At 37.3% G+C, this 20,503-nt stretch carries 20 protein-coding genes and 1 other annotated feature; of the genes, 4 read left to right on the forward strand and 16 right to left on the reverse strand.

Translation table 11 applies throughout. From position 1 onward, the window contains the following. Window positions 1-463 precede the first annotated feature (463 nt). A complete protein-coding gene (locus IEX29_RS25600; RefSeq protein WP_188738576.1) occupies window positions 464-1,168 on the forward strand; it encodes a MerR family transcriptional regulator in 705 nt (234 codons plus the stop codon). 92 nt (window positions 1,169-1,260) lie between these two features. Here IEX29_RS25600 and IEX29_RS25605 read toward each other — a convergent pair whose 3' ends face one another. The 3 genes from IEX29_RS25605 to IEX29_RS25615 are packed head-to-tail and all read right to left on the reverse strand — an operon-like array spanning window position 1,261 to window position 2,826. Beyond that, window positions 1,261-1,488, reverse strand: coding sequence for a helix-turn-helix domain-containing protein (locus IEX29_RS25605; protein WP_188738578.1), 228 nt, complete (start codon window positions 1,486-1,488; stop codon window positions 1,261-1,263). An 11-nt stretch (window positions 1,489-1,499) separates the two neighbouring features. Then, window positions 1,500-1,982 carry a DUF2975 domain-containing protein gene (locus IEX29_RS25610; RefSeq protein WP_188738580.1) on the reverse strand — a complete coding sequence of 161 codons (483 nt, stop codon included), beginning with the start codon at window positions 1,980-1,982 and terminating at the stop codon, window positions 1,500-1,502. 34 nt (window positions 1,983-2,016) lie between these two features. Next, complete coding sequence (locus IEX29_RS25615; protein ID WP_188738582.1) at window positions 2,017-2,826, reverse strand: DUF817 domain-containing protein; 810 nt, start codon at window positions 2,824-2,826, stop codon at window positions 2,017-2,019. Between the two features lie 987 nt (window positions 2,827-3,813). Between IEX29_RS25615 and IEX29_RS25620 the strand changes: the two genes are divergently transcribed. Then, window positions 3,814-4,917, forward strand: coding sequence for a 5-methyltetrahydropteroyltriglutamate--homocysteine S-methyltransferase (locus tag IEX29_RS25620; RefSeq protein WP_188738584.1), 1,104 nt, complete (start codon window positions 3,814-3,816; stop codon window positions 4,915-4,917). Between the two features lie 88 nt (window positions 4,918-5,005). On the opposite strand, the gene IEX29_RS25625 is transcribed toward IEX29_RS25620, so the two are convergent. The 10 genes from IEX29_RS25625 to IEX29_RS25670 form a co-directional block, all read right to left on the reverse strand. After that, complete coding sequence (locus tag IEX29_RS25625) at window positions 5,006-5,521, reverse strand: methylated-DNA--[protein]-cysteine S-methyltransferase (RefSeq protein WP_188738586.1); 516 nt, start codon at window positions 5,519-5,521, stop codon at window positions 5,006-5,008. Beyond that, window positions 5,511-6,086, reverse strand: a complete 576-nt coding sequence (locus IEX29_RS25630; protein ID WP_188738590.1) for a bifunctional transcriptional activator/DNA repair enzyme AdaA — start codon at window positions 6,084-6,086, stop codon at window positions 5,511-5,513. The genes IEX29_RS25625 and IEX29_RS25630 overlap by 11 nt, the downstream gene beginning before the upstream one ends. 83 nt (window positions 6,087-6,169) lie before the next feature. After that, window positions 6,170-6,586 carry a DUF5367 family protein gene (locus IEX29_RS25635; protein ID WP_188738593.1) on the reverse strand — a complete coding sequence of 139 codons (417 nt, stop codon included), beginning with the start codon at window positions 6,584-6,586 and terminating at the stop codon, window positions 6,170-6,172. Next, window positions 6,583-7,170 (reverse strand): TetR/AcrR family transcriptional regulator, encoded by a 588-nt coding sequence (locus tag IEX29_RS25640; protein ID WP_188738594.1) that lies wholly within the window; start codon window positions 7,168-7,170, stop codon window positions 6,583-6,585. The genes IEX29_RS25635 and IEX29_RS25640 overlap by 4 nt, the downstream gene beginning before the upstream one ends. 234 nt (window positions 7,171-7,404) lie before the next feature. Then, the gene (locus IEX29_RS25645; RefSeq protein ID WP_188738596.1) at window positions 7,405-9,090 is read right to left on the reverse strand and encodes a 2-isopropylmalate synthase; all 1,686 of its coding nucleotides are present in this window, start codon (window positions 9,088-9,090) and stop codon (window positions 7,405-7,407) included. A 64-nt stretch (window positions 9,091-9,154) separates the two neighbouring features. Then, window positions 9,155-9,419: a binding site (T-box leader), on the reverse strand. 153 nt (window positions 9,420-9,572) lie between these two features. Further along, a complete protein-coding gene (locus IEX29_RS25650; RefSeq protein WP_229720398.1) occupies window positions 9,573-10,562 on the reverse strand; it encodes an Rpn family recombination-promoting nuclease/putative transposase in 990 nt (329 codons plus the stop codon). Between the two features lie 335 nt (window positions 10,563-10,897). Next, window positions 10,898-12,799, reverse strand: a complete 1,902-nt coding sequence (locus tag IEX29_RS25655; RefSeq protein WP_188738598.1) for an endonuclease MutS2 — start codon at window positions 12,797-12,799, stop codon at window positions 10,898-10,900. Window positions 12,800-13,366: 567 nt separating this feature from the next. Beyond that, complete coding sequence (locus IEX29_RS25660) at window positions 13,367-13,741, reverse strand: SHOCT-like domain-containing protein (protein ID WP_188738600.1); 375 nt, start codon at window positions 13,739-13,741, stop codon at window positions 13,367-13,369. Further along, window positions 13,738-14,121, reverse strand: coding sequence for a DUF2089 domain-containing protein (locus IEX29_RS25665; protein WP_188738602.1), 384 nt, complete (start codon window positions 14,119-14,121; stop codon window positions 13,738-13,740). Before IEX29_RS25665 ends, IEX29_RS25660 begins: the two co-directional genes overlap by 4 nt. A gap of 135 nt (window positions 14,122-14,256) precedes the next feature. Then, window positions 14,257-14,796, reverse strand: a complete 540-nt coding sequence (locus tag IEX29_RS25670) for a GrpB family protein (protein ID WP_188738603.1) — start codon at window positions 14,794-14,796, stop codon at window positions 14,257-14,259. Window positions 14,797-14,992: 196 nt separating this feature from the next. Between IEX29_RS25670 and IEX29_RS25675 the strand changes: the two genes are divergently transcribed. Together IEX29_RS25675 and IEX29_RS25680 are read left to right on the forward strand one after the other, a co-directional pair. Then, window positions 14,993-17,023, forward strand: a complete 2,031-nt coding sequence (locus IEX29_RS25675) for a copper-translocating P-type ATPase (protein WP_229720399.1) — start codon at window positions 14,993-14,995, stop codon at window positions 17,021-17,023. 125 nt (window positions 17,024-17,148) lie between these two features. Continuing rightward, on the forward strand, window positions 17,149-17,736 hold the full coding sequence (locus IEX29_RS25680; protein WP_188738605.1) for a YdhK family protein: 588 nt from the start codon (window positions 17,149-17,151) through the stop codon (window positions 17,734-17,736). Window positions 17,737-17,801: 65 nt separating this feature from the next. Here the strand turns inward: IEX29_RS25680 and dsdA are convergent, their stop codons facing one another. The 3 genes from dsdA to IEX29_RS25695 all read right to left on the reverse strand — a co-directional run bounded on the left by dsdA (window position 17,802) and on the right by IEX29_RS25695 (window position 20,339). Continuing rightward, complete coding sequence (gene dsdA, locus IEX29_RS25685) at window positions 17,802-19,139, reverse strand: D-serine ammonia-lyase (protein ID WP_188738607.1); 1,338 nt, start codon at window positions 19,137-19,139, stop codon at window positions 17,802-17,804. Between the two features lie 89 nt (window positions 19,140-19,228). After that, window positions 19,229-19,798, reverse strand: coding sequence for a GNAT family N-acetyltransferase (locus tag IEX29_RS25690; RefSeq protein ID WP_188738608.1), 570 nt, complete (start codon window positions 19,796-19,798; stop codon window positions 19,229-19,231). Between the two features lie 154 nt (window positions 19,799-19,952). Next, window positions 19,953-20,339, reverse strand: a complete 387-nt coding sequence (locus IEX29_RS25695) for a hypothetical protein (protein ID WP_188738610.1) — start codon at window positions 20,337-20,339, stop codon at window positions 19,953-19,955. Between the last annotated feature and the right edge of the window lie 164 nt (window positions 20,340-20,503).

A 20,503-nucleotide genomic window follows, 5' to 3' on the forward strand; every position in this document is an offset into this window, starting at 1 on the left:
TCGAATTTCATATTATAACACCCCCTCCTAAACGTGCTAGAGCAGCGAAACAAGGAAGGGATATCGTTGTAATAACAGATGTTGTATTTATGTAACGTTGTCGGAGGGACCAGTAACAACAATCAGTTTATTTTTTGGGATAGACACAGAAAGATTCTTAAGGTTATTTTCCCGGGCTCCTTTTACTGTCATCATATTATGCATGTCGATATTCCTCCTCGATAGCTTCTGTTTTGCTTATACTTTCTTTCTGCAAGTGCAATGTTCTTTTCATGGTGGCCTGATAAAATAGTGTTTTAATAACCAATTGCATCTTGATATCCCTCCTTTTAAACATCTATTTCAATCATATAACATTTGTGCAAGTGCAAAGTTTTATGTAAAATGATAAGCTATAATAGCTTTCAAGAAAGAAAACCCGTCATGGGTCTATAAGGTTTTAATTTAATCTTTGGAGGTAATCATGGAGCTGAGGCCAATTGATATTGCTAAAAAACTGGATGTTGGAACAAGCGCACTTAGACATTATGAAGAATGGGGTATTGTACCAAAGGCAATTCGGAAAGCAAATGGCTATCGCGTATACACAGAGATTCACGAGGCCTATTTTCAATGCATCCGGGCCATGTATCCAGGCTTTGGAATGGAAACCGTTCGCAGAGTCATGCCTTTATTACAAGAATATAAGTTTATTGAAGCATTATGGATTGTGAATGAAGTACAGGCTGAATTATTTGAAAGAAAACAGCAGGCACTGGACGCCGTTACCATCTTAAGCCCTGATAACATGCTGGATTTTATGAAACAGCAGCAAAAGAAGTTTTATACAATTGGAGAGGTAGAAGATGAATTGCATGTCGCTGCAACAACACTCAGACATTGGGAAAAAGAAGGATTGATTATGCCTGAAAGAAACCCTGAAAATGGCTACCGGCTATATACGCGGGAGGATATGAGAAGAATATTAATTATCAAAACCGTACAGTCCTCTGTTTATTTATTAGACACCGTACGCGATATACTGGATAAAATACAGCATCACAGTTTAACAGACGCCAGAAAGATTGTTATCGATGCGTTGGATTATATGGATTATCAAATAGAACAGCAATTAAGAGGAGCTTATTACCTTTATAAATTGATTGATTTATTAAAGAAGAAGAACTAGAGTACTTTATAAATAAAACCCCATTATCTAGTGTAATAAAATAGATAATGGGGTTTTATTTATATTAATGGAATAGTCTATTACGGATTTATTCAAGTCCCTTTCCCTTCTTTCTTATCCGGAACATACTCTAATATATCCCCAGGCTGACATTCCAGCGCTTCACAAATCTTTTCCAGCGTGGAAAAGCGAATTGCCTTTGCCTTACCATTTTTCAGGATAGAGAGGTTCGCCATGGTAATACCAACCTTCTCTGTTAATTCTGTCACGCTCATTTTTCGTTTTGCCAGCATCACATCAATATGAATCACTATCGCCATATCATCACCTCTCACACCGTCAAATCATTTTCAATTTTAATTTCATATGCGCTCTTAAACAGCTTCTGCAAAAGGGAAGCAAATACAGCAATAACAAACGAAACAAACATTGGTACCATTCCAATTATAATTGCACCTGGAGCATCATCCTTATCTGCAAACAGATAAATAAACGGCATGATCAAAATATAAATACCAGTAATGGTCAAAGCACAATGTTTGATTCTTTTTAGAGTAAAAACAGCCTCTTCTGAAAATGTCTGATTCTGATCAATCAGCCTTAATAGCTTTAAGGCTTGGTAAAGTGCCATATAAAATGGAATCGTTGTTAAGAAAACACCAATCATAACTGGATATATTATCCATTTCACTGTAGAAGGACCATCCGAAATATGGCTGATAATTTGTGGAATTAAAATAACAGATAAAACAATCATAATTATTTCCATTAAATAGATAACTGTTTTCAAAAATGCTGTTGAGCTTTTTGGCATAAAATCACCTCATTTATAAAATTCTTCTCGCTGATTAGCTTTTACTTCTGATAGCTCCTTGGCTATTTCCTTCCAGCATTCCTTCAATTTTTGCCTGTGATTGCTTTAGCATTGCTACAATTAAGAAACTGACAATGACTAATAGCAGCCAGGAGCTTACTTTCCCTAAGTGTACCATACTCCATACCTCTGCCTGGTTTGGATATTCCCACGCCTGGAAGAAGGTTGCTATATTTTCCGCAATCCAAATAAAGATGCCAATCAGGAAAAAGGAAAGGACAATCGGCATACGATAACGTTTATTTCCGACCTTATAGTCCACCCATGCTCTTAAAAATATGATAAGTACTAATGCGGACAGCCACCATCTGATATCCAGCCAATAATGATGCGTAAAGAAATTCAAATAAATCGCAGCTGCCAGAGGCCCTGCTAAAAAGATAGATGGCCATTTTACCAACCGGACATCTAATCTTCTCCAGGCCTGGCATAAATAGCTAGCTACACTTGCATACATAAATCCGCTATATAATGGGACTCCAAAAAACTTCGTATACGCTTCTTCCGGATAGACCCATGACCCCATATTCACCTTAAAAATTTCTAAAGTCAATCCAATTATATGAAATAATGTGATCACGACAAGTTCTTTTTTGGTTTCCAATCCAGAGGCTATCATAAAAACCTGTGTCACCAGACAAATGATTAATAATAAGTCATATCTCGGCAGAAAAGGAATCTCGATAAATTTTGTAATTGCCAAGGATGCAAAAATAATGACTGGAAAGATACAGGATAATGCTTGTTCATAGCCAAATCGGATCAGCTGTTTTATTGCTCTCATTTTTTTAATCTCCATCTAATAGTTTTATTGTTAACATTGATTATAGATATTTATTTATCGAAAATCAATAAAAAAATACTAAAAAAGAATAAAAATAAATTCACCTCATTAAAAATTCCCCTTTTCTTTGTATTTATCACAGTATAAGAAAAATCAAGAAAATCACTTAGTCTCCGTGGTTGGCCTGCGCTACGCTCTATTAGGATTCTACAGCGCATGTAAGAAATAATATCTTGATGAAGTTAGATGAAATCATCGTTTTTTAGCCTAAATAAACAATCATGCTGGTGTTTCAAATGGTTTTTAGCAGTTCAAATCATGACAGCATGAATAATTCATATCGAGAATAGCTTTCATCCACCAAAAATAAGGATTGCTGAGCATGTTTACCATGCAACACGAAAAATTTGTTCTGTCAGATCTGCCTTTTATTTGTTCAGTTATTTCAGTATAGAATATCCTGCTAGCGGAGGCGGACCGTTTTGACTCCTGAAAGAAAAGCGGAAAGCGTCGTTTAAAAACGTAACAACTGGACCGAAGCAACTGAGATAAAGGAATCACCGTGAGTTTACGAACGGATGATGACTTATCGTAGGGCGCTGTCGGGAAGTTGTCTAGTTTTTGACGCTTGTAGCTGGACAGGGGTTAAGCACCATCTGAAGATCCACTTTTGCCAAGTGCTCTTCTTGGCAAAAGTTAGCTGAAGAGCGTGCCCCTAGGAAAGCAAAACGGTCCGCCGCAGCGGTCGCTTTACACTTTACCTTCTATCTTTGTCAACAGATATGTGGAAGAAATGATCAACCACTGTTTCTATGGATAGGAAGTTACTTTTTAAAGTACGAAAGACTTTTTAATTAAATAAGCTAACCCGCTATATCTTAAAACTATATCCAACAATATGTTTTAGCTATTTTACAATCCTTTCGATTTCACCCTATAATTAACACTATTACTGTGAGTAAATATGTACTGCGAGGAGATATAATAATGCTGGATATAAAATATGATATTGTAGGTTCTTTCTTAAGGCCCGAGGAAATCAAAACTGCTCGTGCAAAATATTTTAATGGAGAAATCGATTTAAAAGCACTGAGAGAAGTGGAAGATCAGGCCATTTCAGATCTAGTGGAAAAAGAAGTGGCACACGGCCTTAAGTTCGTTACAGACGGCGAGTTCAGACGCAGATGGTGGCACCTTGACTGGCTGAAAGAATTTGACGGCTTTACTACAAAGCATTTTGATAAGGTAATGAACGGTGTAACTAATAAAATTGAATTAGGATATATTGAAGGAAAAATATCTTATGATAAGAATAAGAGTCATCCGGAAATAGAGGCTTGGGATTATTTACAGAGTCTCGCTAAGAAATACGAAGGTGTAGAAGCAAAGAAATCCATCTCCGGACCAAATATGATTCTCGTTGATCATTTTCTTCAGTTGGGCACCAAGGATACGGCCTATTATGGTAATAATATTGATTTAGTTATTGAGGATATTGGTACGGCCTACCAGGAAGCCATTCAGGATTTATATGATCATGGCTGCCGATATTTACAGATTGATGATACCTCATGGACATATATGATTGATGATGCATTCAACGAAAAGGTTACTGCTCTCGGCTACACAAAAGAAGAGGTTCTGGAATGGTTCAGAAGAGCTTCTGCAAAGGCGTTGGAGCATAAACCGGAAGAGATGACGATTGCAACGCATTTCTGTAAAGGAAACTTTAAAGGGAACCCGCTTTTTTCTGGTTTTTATGATTCTGTTGCAGAAGTCATCAGCACGATTCCATATGACGGTTTCTTTGTTGAATATGATGATGCGCGTTCCGGTTCCTTTGCGCCCTGGAAAGTGCTGAAAGATACAAACGCTACATTTGTGGTTGGTCTTATTTCCACTAAAAACCCCACAATGGAAGCACATGATGAACTTAAGACAAGATACCTGGAAGCCAAATCCATAGTTGGGGACAATATTGCATTATCTCCGCAATGCGGTTTCGCTTCGGTGGAAGAAGGAAATTCGATTGATGAGGAAATACAGTGGAAAAAGATTGACCTGTTAGTTTCCTGTCAGGACTTTCTCTAAAATAGCTATGAAATAGTTAAAGTATTAGAAAACTTGGCGTGCAGCTAAGCTTTCTAATGCTTTTTTATTCTCAGCATATTCCAAGTGCCTATCCTTGCTCCAATGCTAATAAACGTTCCTTCATCGGGATACCTCCCCGAAATCCTGTCAGCTTGCCATCCTTTGCAATCACACGATGGCAGGGAACCAGAATCATGACCGGATTCGCACCAATAGCTGCACCAACAGCCCTTACTGCCTTCGGATTTTCTATTTTCTCTGCTATATCCATATATGAAACAGTTTTTCCATAAGGAATATGCTGCAGAGCTTCCCAAACAGATTCCTGAAAAGCAGTCCCTTTTAAATCAACTGGCAAATCAAATTCCTTACGTTCGCCATCCAGATAAGAAATCAGCTGCTTTTTGTAAATATTGATTTTTTCTTCATCATGAACCAATTTAGCATCAGATCTTTTTTTAGCCGCCCAGGCTTCTATTTCATCTAAATCCTTATCTTGGGATCCAACATAACATAATCCATTATCTGTTGCTGCAAGATACATAGACCAGTTATGATGCTCTACTTTGCCATAATAAATAATTTCTTTCTGTTTATTTTTCATTGTATACACCCCTTCCAGCGGATTCTTTTCTAAATTGACGCGGCGTCTGATTATTTTTTTCCTTAAATAATGTGATAAAGCGGGCCGGGTTGGAAACTCCTACAAGTCCTGCTATCTCCTTCACAGGTAAATCCGTTTCTATTAAATAGACTTTTGCTTTCTCCATTCGAATTTGCTGTTGATAAGCCAAAGGAGTTAGCCCCTTTAACCCTTTAAATACACGATGCAGGTGATATGGACTGCCATGACAAGCCTCTGCGAGATCACTTAATGTGAAGGACAAGGCATAATTTTCTTCAATATACGCTTCTGCCTGCATAACCCATTCTTCATCCGGCAAGCTGCTTCCTCCAGATTTACATCTTTTACATGACCTGTAACCAGCTTGCAGAGCTTCCTCTGCCGTTCTAAAAATCTTTACATTATCGAAGTTTGGCACTCTTGATTTACAAGAAGGACGACAAAAGATTTTAGTCGTTTTCACAGCATAAAAGAACTGCCCATCATATGCTTTATCATTTCCCATAATTGCCTTCCGCTGCTCTGCAGTTATTTTACTAGCCATTGGCAATCACCTCTTCTCTTATTGTACACCTGAAGGCTGAGAAAAAAAGATTTATCCAATTAAAAAGCAAGATATGAAAACTTCTATTTTCCTCTTACTGCTTCTTTTTGCCTGCTTCTCTGCTGAAAAAGAAATGGAATAACTAAATACAAAGAGTAAGCAAATGACATCCAGGATGAAAAAGCAATCAGCTGCGATTCATCTAAATTAGGAAATATCACTTGATAGTTTGAAAAAACAAAGCTGTCCAGTACTAACCCTATCATCGTTCCTACAATTCCAAATCTTATCGCTGCATAATCCTTTTTATCAAATAATGTATAAAGATAAATAACCAGCGTTAATAAAATGGCTGTACCAACTAAAAGCATTGCAGTACTATACATAAATGCATCTGTACCAGGAGTAAAAAGAACATCCTCTCCAAAAGTACGGAAAAATATCGTGGCAATTAACCAGACTGCGATACCCCATGCTGCTGTGAACAAATAGGTTTTCATTCTATTGCCTCCTTTTTGCCAAAACTGGTGAGTACTCCTATAACCTGTTCCAATTCCTGATATACTTTTTCAACCGGAAAATCCTTTTGCAATAAGGCCTGCATCGCTAATCCATCCACCATTGCGTTAAACATAATCCCCCATGTATCCATAGACACCCCTTTAACGGGGGATTCCGACCATATTTTTAATAAGTTCTCTGATAAAGCCTGATTTTCTGCCTGTATTATTTCTGATAACTGATATCTTATTTTGTCATTTTTAAAGCTTGCTGCTGTAATCAATATAAATAATTGATGAAAAAAGGAATCATAGGAGCAGCGACTTTTGGCTGAAGCGATTGCCTGTTTAAGTACATAGGTATTACTTTTCGATATTTCTTGCCAGCTTGTTTCACAGTTATCCTCTACAATACCTAACAGTAATTGCTCCTTTGTACGGAAATGATAATAAATCGTCCCTTGGGTTACTCCGGCAGTGTCCGCTACCGCTCTTAAAGTGAATTTCTCTGTTCCTTTTTCGACCAGACATTGCTTTGCATATTGAATTAACTCCTGCTTGCTGATTCCATTTGGTTTAGCCATTTTCCCACCGTCCTTTAAGTTATTCAATTGACTAACTCTAAATTAGCATAACTATAAAATGTTTACAATCTATATTCAAAATCATTTTATGGGAAAATTATCACGATTATAAGCCTTATTTAGATGATGCCTATCAGGACTACAAAGACCAAAAATTACATCTTGATTGAAGAAAGAGCTGTTTTGAAGCATATGCTTCAAAACAGCTCTTCCATTTATAGATTATTTATTATGTTACTTCACAGTTTCTTTTTGGCTTGCCGCGAAATCCTTCAGTCTATTCACAGCCACAACTAAAGCATAAACAGATGCTGCTGTAATATCCTCATGAATTCCTGCTCCCCAGTATATTTCTCCCTGATGGGAAATCCCGATTTGTGCACAGGCCTCAGCAGAAGAATCCTTTCCTAAAGAATGCTGTTCATAAACCTCCAATGCATAATCAATATCAAAATAGGCTTTTAAGGCATTGCTGATGGCATCCAGACTTCCGGCGCCTTCCCCATACATCTCAACCTGTTCATTATCCTTGAGAACAGTTAAGGTAACCTCCTGCCCTGTTCCTTTATGGAAATGATAGTCTACTAATTCAAAGTATGGATGATACTCAATATAATTCTCTCTAAAGACCTGATAGATTTCCGCAGATGAAAGCTCTCTGCTTGTTTCATCAGATACTTTTTTCGTTGCATAGCCCATTGCTTCATTCATTTTATACGGAAGCTTGATACCATAATTCGTTTCAAGCATATAACCGATTCCGCCTTTTCCAGACTGGCTGTTAATCCGGATAACATCGGTTTGATAGTTTCTGCCAATATCCTGAGGATCGACCGGAATATACGGCACATCCCACTTCTCTGTATTCGTTTCCTGACGATATTTCATCCCTTTGGAAATCGCATCCTGATGAGAACCGGAAAAGGCTGTAAAAACAAGATCACCTGAATATGGATGTCTTTCATGGACTTCCGTTCTAGTCAGCTGCTCATACTTCTTGCGAATCGCATTCATCTGACTGAAATCCAATTCAGGATCGAATCCTTGAGAATACATATTCATTGCTAAAGTAATCAAATCTACATTTCCTGTTCGTTCACCAATACCAAATAGAGTACCTTCTACTCGTTCTGCCCCGGCCAAAACACCGAATTCTGCATCACTCACGCCGCTTCCACGGTCATTATGCGGGTGAATCGATAGCGTGACCCCATCGCGATAGGACAGGTTCTTGTGAATATACTCGATTTGACTGGCAAAAATATGCGGCATCGCAATTTCAACAGTTGTTGGTATATTAATGATTGCTTTATGATCAGGTGTCGGCTTCCAAATATCCAGCACACTGTTACAAATATCCAACGCATATTCTACCTCTGTTCCAGGAAAGCTTTCCGGGCTATATTGGAAATAGAAATTCCCGTCTGTCTGCTCAGCCAGCTCTTTTACTAAAATCGCTCCATTAATAGCAATTTGTTTAATTTCTTCCTGCGATTTTCTAAATACCTGCCTGCGCTGTGCTTCTGAAGTTGAATTATATAAATGCACAATAGCTCTCGGCGCACCTTCAATTGCTTCAAAGGTCCGGCGGATAATATGCTCTCTCGCCTGCGTAATTACCATAATTGTTACATCATCCGGTATCATATTATCTTCAATCAGTGTCCGAAGCAGCTTAAATTCAGTTTCTGAAGCAGCTGGAAAAGCAACTTCGATTTCTTTAAATCCAATATCTACTAACAGCTGAAACATTGCCAGCTTTTCTTCTAAATTCATTGGAATCGGCAATGCCTGATTTCCATCTCTCAAGTCTACGCTGCACCATGTCGGAGCTTTCTCTATCGTTTCTTTCTTGACCCAGTCATAAGATAATGTCGGCGGCATAAAATATTGCTTTCCGTATTTTTGATGATTAAACATGATACATTCCTCCTCAGATTAAGTTAAAAATAAAAAAGCCTTTCCTCTCCAGCAATTTACTTTGCTTGGAGACGAAAGACTTATTCTTACGCGGTACCACCCCGGTTTCATGATAAACTAATATTATCATGCTCTTATCCAGATACAGACAAATCTGCCTTATATCCTTCCCGTGTAACGGCGGGGTTCCGTCCTTAATTACTGTAACAAATTCAATTTCACTAAGGCTGCTCTAAGGTGAGTTCCCTGCTTTCCTGCTGTTGCTTCTCATCAGCCAGCAACTTTCTGAAAACATTTCAGCAAGTACTATTCCTTATCTTCGCATTGCAATTCTTTATATTTTCACCATCTTATCAGATTTATCAGAGAATTGGAAGGGTAAATTTAAAAATATTTTATTATTGCTTGTAAATTTGAAGCGGAAATGCATGATTCGTACTTTTTGTATTGATTTATCACGTGAAGATATTTCCATACTTTATCTATTTCAAGTATTGTTTAACATCTTCTATTGTTTCTAATTCATCTATATGATCTATTATAGTTTCCAGCGTGCTTATTTCCTGTTCGTGTACCTTTTTCTTTATATCTTCTGAAGGTGGAGCAACAAATTTTGTGATTAATCGAATCGTGGTATTGGCTATACCTTCTATTTTTCCTTCCTCTTTCCCTTCATTCCGAAAAATCTCTGCTAAAGTCATTGCCAATTCGCTCCCTTCTTGATAACTGTTTTCTATATGTTTAATTATATCATAATATTGTTTTTTGGTAAGATGATGATGGACACGGAATATATAATAAAACAACGTCTCAAGGTATCGTGTTGCCGTTTTCTGATCCTGTAACTGCCGCAAATAATCAATGGATCGATAAATCGTATTCAATATGACTTGTATATCACTATTACGGATATCCCGAAACACCATCAGTATGATTCGCAGGAACACATTTAATTGCGTATTTTCATCTTCGTAATCAGATACATCGTATATAAAGAATTCATAATCAGGAACGAATTTCTGCAGTTCCTGTGGGAAATCCCGGTACCCTTCCAAAAGATTACTGAATGAAGCTCCGACATACCAATCCGTATTGCCGTGATACAAAACAATCGGCATGATGATCGGCAGCCTCTTTTCTTCTTTAGTATCCCGTTTGGTTTCCCATATCTCCACCATATATCGAAGCAACTGCAGAGCAGTATAGTAATCATGATAGCTTTTATGCTCGAATAAAAAATATACGTAAGCGGGTTTGTGGTGAATTTTTGTCTGGAATAGCAAATCGGAGAAATATTCTTGGAGATCATGACTGATAAAGCTGTCTTTCTGGGGCTGAATGGATGCTACATCAATGGTGTTGCGAACGGAGGGTGGTAAGAAGTGGGTAATAAATTCTTTAACAACATCCACATTTGAAAAAGTTTCTTTAAATATTTTATCATGCGGGTTTTGGATCTGCAAAATTATCATGCCCTTTCATCATTAGAGTTTGATGACTTATTCAAATGTACAATCTATATCTAGATTAGCATAGGATTCCGATAAACGCAAACGTATGTTCTTAAATTGTTTATATCTTCCTCTTACTCCGCTCTTTTAGTAATCCTGGATATTTTCATTAATTATATCCTGCTGCCCCCTTAAACAATTAAATAAGTAAAATAAAATAGTGGATAATAGTGATGGGACGCTTGTCCGAAGATATTGGATTAATCTTTAACTATACATACTGACAAACTAAAAAGGTTAGTCATCCCTCTAAAACCAGGAGATGACTAACCTTTTCCCACAACTGTCTGCTCCGTTTACTTTTTACCTTTTCTAATTTCTTTCTCAATGCTACGCAGTGCTTTTTTAGATCCCCGCTCCAAATCATGCTGCATTTTCCGGGAGCTATATTCCTCGAATAAAGCATCCAGATCATAGCCTTCCGGATATAAATTCTTCCCCTTAATATCTAGAGAAATCCGTTTTACATTCGTAGTAATCAGCTTATTTTTATAAAAAACAGCCACATTATTTTGTGCATCTAGCCCTTTATAGATAATCCCAAAATCATCATATTCCAATAGCTTCACGCGGTCCCCTTTTGCATATCCGGTAAATACTTCTGATTTCAGCTTAACAGGCTTCGGTTTCCTGATTTTATTTTTATCAATCTTATCTAAATCATATTCTTTATTATTCATATAATCCTTCGCTCTTTGCAGAACCCGCTCTCTCATATTCATTTTGCTGGAGATCCATAAGGCATTACTTTCGCCTGATTTCCCTAAAATCAATTTATATAACGGCTCCAATGTTTCGCTATTAAACTGCATCGCGGCGTTCATAAAATCCGGATGGATTTCTGAAAAACGTTTTATTTCCCCATAATGCGTTGTAGCTACCGTAATACTGCCCATATGATAAAATTCTTCTAAAATGGAGATAGCAAGCGCTGCTCCCTCATTAGGCTCTGTTCCGCTTCCGATTTCATCAAAGAGCACTAAGGATTTGTTATTAGCTCTCTGCATAATACCTGCTATATTCTGCATATGAGAAGAAAAAGTACTTAACGCATTTTCAATACTTTGATTATCACCAATATCCACAAAAATATTTTCAAATAAGCTGATTTCTGTTTCTTTATTAGCAGTGATATGAAATCCTGACATAACAGATAATGTTAAGAGCCCAATTGTTTTCAACACAACCGTTTTGCCTCCAGCATTAGGCCCTGTGATAATCAAGCTTCGGAAATCTTCTCCTATTTCAAAATTCAATGGCACTGCATCCCCTGGCAGTAGCGGATGTTTACAATCGACAAGCTTAATGAATCCATAATCATTTAATTTTGGCTCTAGTCCATCCACCTGTTTACTAAACTTGGCTTTGGCAAATACCATATCATATTGACCGATCAATTCCATATTTATTTTCAATTCATACATATTTTCCAAAATCATTCCTGATAGGGTTGCTAAAATCTGATATTCTTCCATCTGCTCCTCTGCCTTTAGTACAGCCAATTCATTGTTTAACTTGCTGACAGCAGCAGGTTCAATAAATACAGTCGATCCTCTGGAAGAAGTATCCACAATTACCCCATCCACATGATGCTTATAAGCAGCTTTAATAGGAATCGTGTAGCGCTCCTCTTTTTTACTGATAAAAGCCTCTTGAATATATTTTTTATTGGCACTGCTTTTCAAGAAACGGTTTAAACGCTCTTCCATCCTCGACTCCACAGCTTGTATGTTATTTCGAATTCGTTTTAATTCTTTACTTGCCGATGAATCAATTCGATTTCCTTTGATTGAAAAATCAATTTCCTCTTCAATGCTTTGAAAGATGGTCATTGAATTTGCATAAGAAGCTATAACAGGTGCTATAAATGCTTTATCAAGCATATATTTTTTGATTTTTCGGCAGCCCCGAAGAAAATCAGATACATTTACTAAATCATCCGGCTGTAAAATGATACCTTTTTCAAGGTTTTGCAGAATATGTTCAATATTTGAAACACCCAAAAATGGAACGCGGCTATTTGTATTCAGCACTGCAACCGCTTCTGTCGTCTCATTCAACCGTTCTTTCACAATATTGATATTGGAGCTGGGTTTTAATTTATCCATCAACTGCTTTCCCAGCCCGCTGATACAATATGATCTGATTATTTGCTTTAATTCGTTATATTGTAATTTTTCATAAGTGTTCTCATTCATTTTTTTGCTCTCCTTTATGATAGTCATTGAAATAACCAAGCTGCTCTTCCAATTAAAAGAGACTACATGAATGAAGACACCTGCTCATTAGATTTCAATGTGTATCTTCTTATCCATTTCGAATATACATTTTCTCAAATAAAAAAAGCCGCAGGAATACCGCAGCTCTTTAATCATAATAATCCTTCTGTCATGTACATCTACTAAAGAATAGCAGACAAAACAGCTGGTCAAGACTATTATGACTGGGTGCTTATAAGTTCAGCAGGTATCTTCATAGGTAGAAATAAATACAAAACAAATAAAAGGTTTGTTCAAACCAATTATTTCCATATTTATTCCATTTTAAATTATCCTATATAGAACCTACTACAATACTCACACAGCACACTCCTTATTTATTCGAATATCATTGAAATCTAATCTATGTAAAACAGTATACAACAAGATAACCTGGCCTGTAAATAGGCTTTATCTTCAAGTCCAAAAGCGTCCCCTCACACAATTTTATTTGATAAGGAAACGCTCTAATTACAATTTTAAAATGTAATGCTTTCTTGAAGCTATCTATTTAATGGAAATGACGATAACATCTCCATTATTTGACTCCACTTCAATAATCGTACCCTCGATTTCATTATCAATGGCATGAATAATTACATTCATATCGATTTCACTGCTATAGTGTACGGAAGCAGGAATTTTATCCATTAAGTTACTTCCCAGCTTAAGCATTGTTTTCACCATTTTAATGGGAATCTTCACATGGACATCCTCTCTGGCTGCCGATTCAATGTCAATCCGAAGGCTTTTTTTCAAATAATTTGCTGTGTTGTTTGAAGTTGGTTCTGTTTTTAGTGCTTCAATTAATTGACCCGCTTCATTCACATCTAAATTTCCTTGTTGAACAGACTCGAGAACTTTACGAATATCTTCTCTCATTCTTCATCCCCTCTTTTCTTTTGTAATAATTCAATTGCTTCATCTGTATTGATTTCTCCATTTTCAAACATCGTAATAATCCGGGATTTGTCTTGTGGTTCTGTCTTTTCCCTTTTCCTATGTCCGAGCTTTGCGATAATATCATTTAATTTACCGCGGACAGTCGGGTAGGAAATTCCCAGCTCCTTTTCTACCTCTTTGATATTTCCTCTGCTTAAAAGAAATACTTCAATAAAATGCAGCTGTTCTTCATTCAATGTGGAAAATTTCGAAAATTCGAAGTGGTTTTCTATGGTGGTGTGGCAATTCGAGCATTCCAGCCGGGTCGCGTGTAATGTGTGATTACAGGTTGGGCAAGTTTGAATCATCGGATAAGGCATATGCTATTCTCCTCTCTATATTAAAAGAATAGCATATCAAATTAATATAATCAATCAGTAAATTAAATATATTAATAAATAAGTTTAAATATTTAATTTAATTTTAGTTTAATATTAATAATACACACATTCAAGTTATTCATTATCCTCAAATACTTTCTCCAGCACTCCTTCAATAAATGCAGTTTTCCCTATTGTATATGCCTCCCTGCTTGCTGCTGTTTTTGCTAATCTTCTTTTTATTTGAGCATACTCATCAGCTGTCCCTGGATGCTTTCTGAGATAATCGCGAAAAGCTAAATGTCTGGCTAATTCTTTACTTTCTTTGGGACAAACATACAAATGATGCTCCATCCAGTTCCTTTTATTCTTATTCCAGGGTACAAATCTATCTCTCCTGCCAAAAACCTCTCTTTTTTCAATTCCTATATCTCCTTCATGAAAATAGCCCAGCTCCTGCAGACGTGCTGCAGCCTCAGGAAAAACATGATAACCTTCTATAATAATATCAATATCCAGAATAGGCTTTGCAGCGAGTCCTTTCACAGATGTACTGCCTACATGTTCAATTGCTGATACAATATCACCTATTTGTTGATATAATACACTTTTCAGCTCCAGGAAAGTGTCCTCCCATTCTGCACAATAAGCAACAATTTCTATCTTCTTTTCCAATAAGATTCCACCTATTTCCACTACTTCTGTTGATTTACTATATCACCTTCTGTACAAAGATTAGTACTTTTTCTGCCTATAGTTAAAATCAGAACTTTATAGCCGGTAATTCGGCAGCTAAATATAAATGAAAATCATATGTTTTACAAATACCTTATAGGGGTATAATATTTATAAGTGAAAGGAGTAGATTAAAATGCATGAACAACATAACCATCACATGACGCATCAATCTAATCACGAGCACCATCATGGGAATCACGGTTCTCATTCTCATCAGCATCACCATGAACATATGATTGCTGATTTTAAAAAGAGGTTCTATATTTCACTTATATTAGCCCTGCCAATTATTCTGCTTTCAGCTATGATCCAGTCTTTCTTTAATTACTCATTATCTTTTGCTGGAGATCACTGGGTAGAATTAATACTGGCATCTATTATTTTCTTTTATGGCGGCTGGCCTTTCTTAACCGGGGCAGTTGATGAATTAAAACAAAAATCTCCCGGTATGATGACGTTAATTGGCTTTGCTATTACTGTTGCTTATGTTTACAGCGCAGCGACTGTATTTGGTCTCGAAGGTCATGATTTATTTTGGGAATTAGCAACGCTGATTGCCATTATGCTGCTTGGCCACTGGGTGGAAATGCGCTCTGTAAGCAAAGCATCTGATTCTATGGAAGCTTTAGTAGAACTGATGCCACAGGAGGCAACAAAAATAGATAAAGAGGGTAACACTAAGGTTATTTCAGTTTCAGAGCTTAAGAAGGGCGATTATGTTCTTATTAAACCAGGTGAAAAAATACCTGCAGATGGTATCATTATTGATGGAAAATCCTCTGTCGATGAATCGATGCTGACTGGAGAATCTGTTCCTGTTGAAAAACAAATAAAGGATGAAGCTATCGGCGGTTCGATTAACACATCCGGGTCATTAACAATTGAAGTTTCGAAAACAAGTGAAGAAGGTTATCTTTCCCAGGTTGTTCAACTTGTTAAAGAAGCTCAGGAAAGTAAATCAAAAACACAGAAACTTTCCGACCGTGCGGCTAAACTGCTGTTTTATGTTGCTGTAGCTGCCGGAATCCTTACATTCATTATTTGGATTTCTCTTGGTTATGGCATGGAAGAAGCAATGACACGAATGGTTACAGTATTAGTTATTTCCTGCCCGCATGCACTCGGGTTAGCAATTCCGTTAGTAGTTGCCCGTTCCACTTATTTATCAGCACAAAACGGACTATTTATCCGAAACCGTGCCAGCTTTGAAGATGCAAGAAAAATTAATACCGTTGTTTTTGATAAAACAGGAACGTTAACTAAAGGGAAATTTGCTGTGACGGACATTATTCCAAGCGGTAATACCACAGAAAAAGAGCTCTTACAAAAAGCAGCTTCGATGGAATCTCAGTCTGAGCATCCTATCGCTGCAGGTATTGTTGCTTCTGCCAAGCAACAGAATATAAATTTAATAACACCTGAAGAGTTTGATTCGATCACGGGTGCCGGTGTAAAAGCTAAACTGGAAAATGCCCGGCTTTTAGCAGTAAGTCCCGGGTATATGAATAAAAACGATATTCCTTATGACCAGGATACCTTTAACAAGTTATCCAATGCTGGAAAAACGGTCATTTTTATTCTAGAAGAAGAACAATTTATCGGAATGATTGCACTTGCTGATCAAATCAAGGATTCTTCTAAAGAAGCTGTCCGCCGGTTACACGAGCTTGGCATTGAAGCGCAAATGCTGACTGGTGATAATCAAACTGTCGCAAATAACGTTGCCAAAGAAATCGGTATTGACAATGTCATTGCGGAGGTGCTCCCAGATCAAAAAGCAGATCAGATTAAACAGCTGCAAGCGGACAAGAAAAGAACTGCAATGACCGGTGATGGAATCAATGACTCTCCAGCTTTGGCAACTGCGGACTTAGGAGTAGCAGTCGGTGCTGGAACAGATGTAGCAATGGAAACAGCAGATATCGTCTTAGTCAACAGTAACCCCGTAGACGTCGTTTCAATTATTGAGCTTTCCCGTTTAACCTACCGAAAAATGATTCAAAATCTTTGGTGGGCAGCTGGCTATAATATTATTGCCATTCCATTGGCGGCAGGAATTTTAGCCCCTTGGGGTATTATACTGGATCCGGCAGTTGGTGCAGTATTGATGTCACTCAGTACGATTATCGTGGCTTTCAATGCCAGATTGTTGAAAAGTAAATAATTCTAAATAGTGGTTCCAGCTTTTATCCTCCATGTATATTGACTTTAGTAAAAAATTATTTGCATCGCTTATAGATTTCCAAATATCGGGTAAATTAATCCGGACACAAACAACGGAGGGATAAAATGAAACGAAATAAACAATGGATCATTATTTTAGGAACCTCTCTACTATTATTATTAGCAGGATGTGGAAACAGTCCGGAAAATAAAAATGGTGAAGAAAATTCAGATATAAAAACACAGGAAAAAACAGACGTTTCTGCACATGAAGGTCATCATAAGTCCGGTTCCGGTGTAGTGCCTGAAAACTTGAAGGAAGCTGAAAACCCAGCCTATAAAGTCGGCAGTCAAGCCATTATTGAAGCTGATCATATGGAGGGCATGAAAGGAGCTGAAGCAACGATTACAGGTGCTTATGATACAATCGCCTATACAGTAACATATAAACCAACTACCGGCGGAGAAGAAGTAAAAAATCACAAATGGGTTATTCAGGAAGAAATTAAAAATGCTGACGAAGCTCCTTTAGAGCCAGGTACAGAGGTTGTATTGGAGGCTGATCATATGGAAGGTATGAAGGGGGCAACAGCAACAATTGATTCCGCAGAAAAGACAACAGTCTACATGGTTGACTTTGTCCCGACAACTGGCGGAGAAGAGATAAAGAATCATAAATGGGTAACAGAAAGTGAGCTATCTCCTGTTGATTAATCATTCTGTTCATAAAAACGCAAATCAGGTGAAATATCTGATTTGCGTTTTTTATATAGTTACAGCTATTTTGCATCAGGATTCATTTTATACTCCAGCCCTTTCTGATACTCTGCTTCTTTAATTTCATCCGGAACCATACTGCCGCCCGTAGCCCAAATTAAATGCGTATCTTCTTCCGTTACTTTTGGATTATTTTGAACGACATAAGAAGGCCCCATTAATCCCGTAACTGCAGATGGTTCAAGATGAATTCCCTCTGCATCGGCCATCTCTGCGATTAAGCGGAACATCTGCTCATCGCTTACCGTATAGATTCCTTCTATCAGCGGTTCCATCACTTTTCCAACAAAACCGGATGGTCTCCCGACAGCTAATCCGTCAGCAGCAGTCCGGTTATCTAAACCAAAATCATCCACGGAAATCTCATTATGCATTCCCGTCATCATTCCAATAAGCATACAAGGAGAATGCGTCGGTTCTGCAAAATAACATTTTACAGCGTCACCAAAGACAGCTTTCAAACCAAAGGCAACACCGCCAGGTCCGCCACCGACACCACATGGCAAATAAACATGCAGCGGTTTTTCCGGACTTACTTGAATTTCTTGTTCTTTTAATTGTTTTTTCAAACGGAGAGCTGCCACTGTGTATCCCAAGAATAAGTCTTTTGAATTTTCATCATCAATAAAATAACTTTTCGGATCATTTTCTGCTTCTTTTCTTCCTTCTTCTACTGCCTTACTGTAATCTGATGGATGCTCAACAACCTGGACTCCCCGCTCTCTCAATAAATCCTTTTTCCATTGCTTTGCATCTGCAGACATATGGACCACTACACGAAATCCAAGCTGGGCACTAATTACGCCAATGCTCAGTCCCAGATTGCCTGTTGACCCTACAAGAATTGTATATTGCGAGAAAAATTCCCGGTACTTATCTTCAGCAATTTTACTATAGTTATCCTTTTCAGATAATAGGTTATTCTCCAACAGCAATGTTTCTGCATATTTGAGTACTTCATAAATACCGCCTCTTGCTTTAATCGAACCGGAAATAGGTAAATGACTGTCCAGCTTGATGTAAAAAGCACCTGGTATCCTTTGTCCTGTAATCGTTTCCATTCTTTCTTTAATCTGATTTCCTTTTTTCAATGGAGATTCAATCATTCCTCCTGCTTTTTCCGTCTCAGGATAAGCCTTTGCGATAAATGGAGCAAAGCGTTTTAAACGTTCCTCCGCATCTTGTATATCTTTTAATTGAAGCGGCTGGCTCTGGAAAGCTGTCTTGTTATCCTTCACATACGGATTACTCCAATAAAACGGTGTATAGTTTATAATAGGGCCCAGGTCCGGAAACTCACTGATCCATTTCTCCATCGTTTTCCCCTTTACAGTTGCCATTATTCTGTCACCTCTTCTTGAATTAGCTATGTTAAGTAAGATTATAACACTTTCATATGGAACAAATAACTTTCACGACAGTCATTCTATCAAACTTTTTTCTTTTTCAGCCATTTTTCTTTGGTTAACTTCATATTGATGGAGTCAATCCACTTTCCTTCAAATTCCAGCTCGTTTTCATCAATATTGTCCTTCACAAAGCCGACTTTTTCATAAACATGCCTGGCTCTTGGATTGAAATCCAACACACTTAAAGTCAGCTGACTAAGTGTCGTATTTTTAAATACATAATCAATGAGAAGCTGCGTTGCTTCCGTTCCTAAACCCCGATTCCTTCCCTTTGGGCCAATAAGTATCCTGAAATTCATACTATGTTTTGTTTCATCATATAAATTGATTACTGCCTCGCCCACTAAGATATCTTGAGATTGGTCAACAATAGCAAGGTCCAAACGGTCCGTTTGTAAATGCCTTGTACGATACCAGTCAAGAATGATCTCCTCTTCCTCCACAAAATCAAAATCCATATCGCTTCCGGTAAGTTTTAAAACCTCGTAATCTGTTAAGCATTCCTTTATATAAGGAAAATCTTTTTCTTTAAATGGCCTGAGCGTGACTTTCTGACCTTCCAACCAAGGTTTGTGTTTTAAATCTATCATTACAGTACTCGCTCCTTTTTTATTGAAATATGCAAATATACGTCAAATTTTTAATTAGATTATTTACCTTTTATTCTACATTCTCTTTAATAAACTTTTCAAATGCAGATAGAAATAAACAAGGCACCTTGCCAGTGCTGACAGGGTGCTTTGCTTATTTTTTAAATGCTTTATAAATAAAGTAACCAATAATACCAATCACTGCATAAACAGCAAAAAAGACAACAAATCCCCATAAACCCATAACTGCATCTGCGAATTCCATATTTCCCCGTTGTGTATAGGCCTGCTGGATTTCAACAGCAAACACAAGGACAATCATTACAGTAAACGTGTAGAGAAAAGCTAAAATAGCAATGCTCCACTTTATTTTTGACAGAATTTTAAATACGACATAGACAATAAAGAAAGTTACAATACCCAGGATGCCAAAAATCCAGAAATGCAATTCTTTATCGGTCATACCAGCCCCAAATGTACTAGCAATCGCATCATGAATATCATTGATTAAATCTACTATTAACATAATAGCTTCTCTCATAGCGGGGTTCCTCCCTATCAGAAAATGTTTATAAGAATAGCCTACACGAAAACAAAAAATAATTCCTTCCTCATCTCTGAAAGATTATTCAGCATAGATACGAAAAGAATCAATTTTAGTTCATTCTTCTATCTCTTATTTTTATATTACGGGTTATATGTTGT

This window comes from Oceanobacillus neutriphilus (genome assembly GCF_014645515.1).
GTDB lineage: Bacteria > Bacillota > Bacilli > Bacillales > Amphibacillaceae > Oceanobacillus > Oceanobacillus neutriphilus.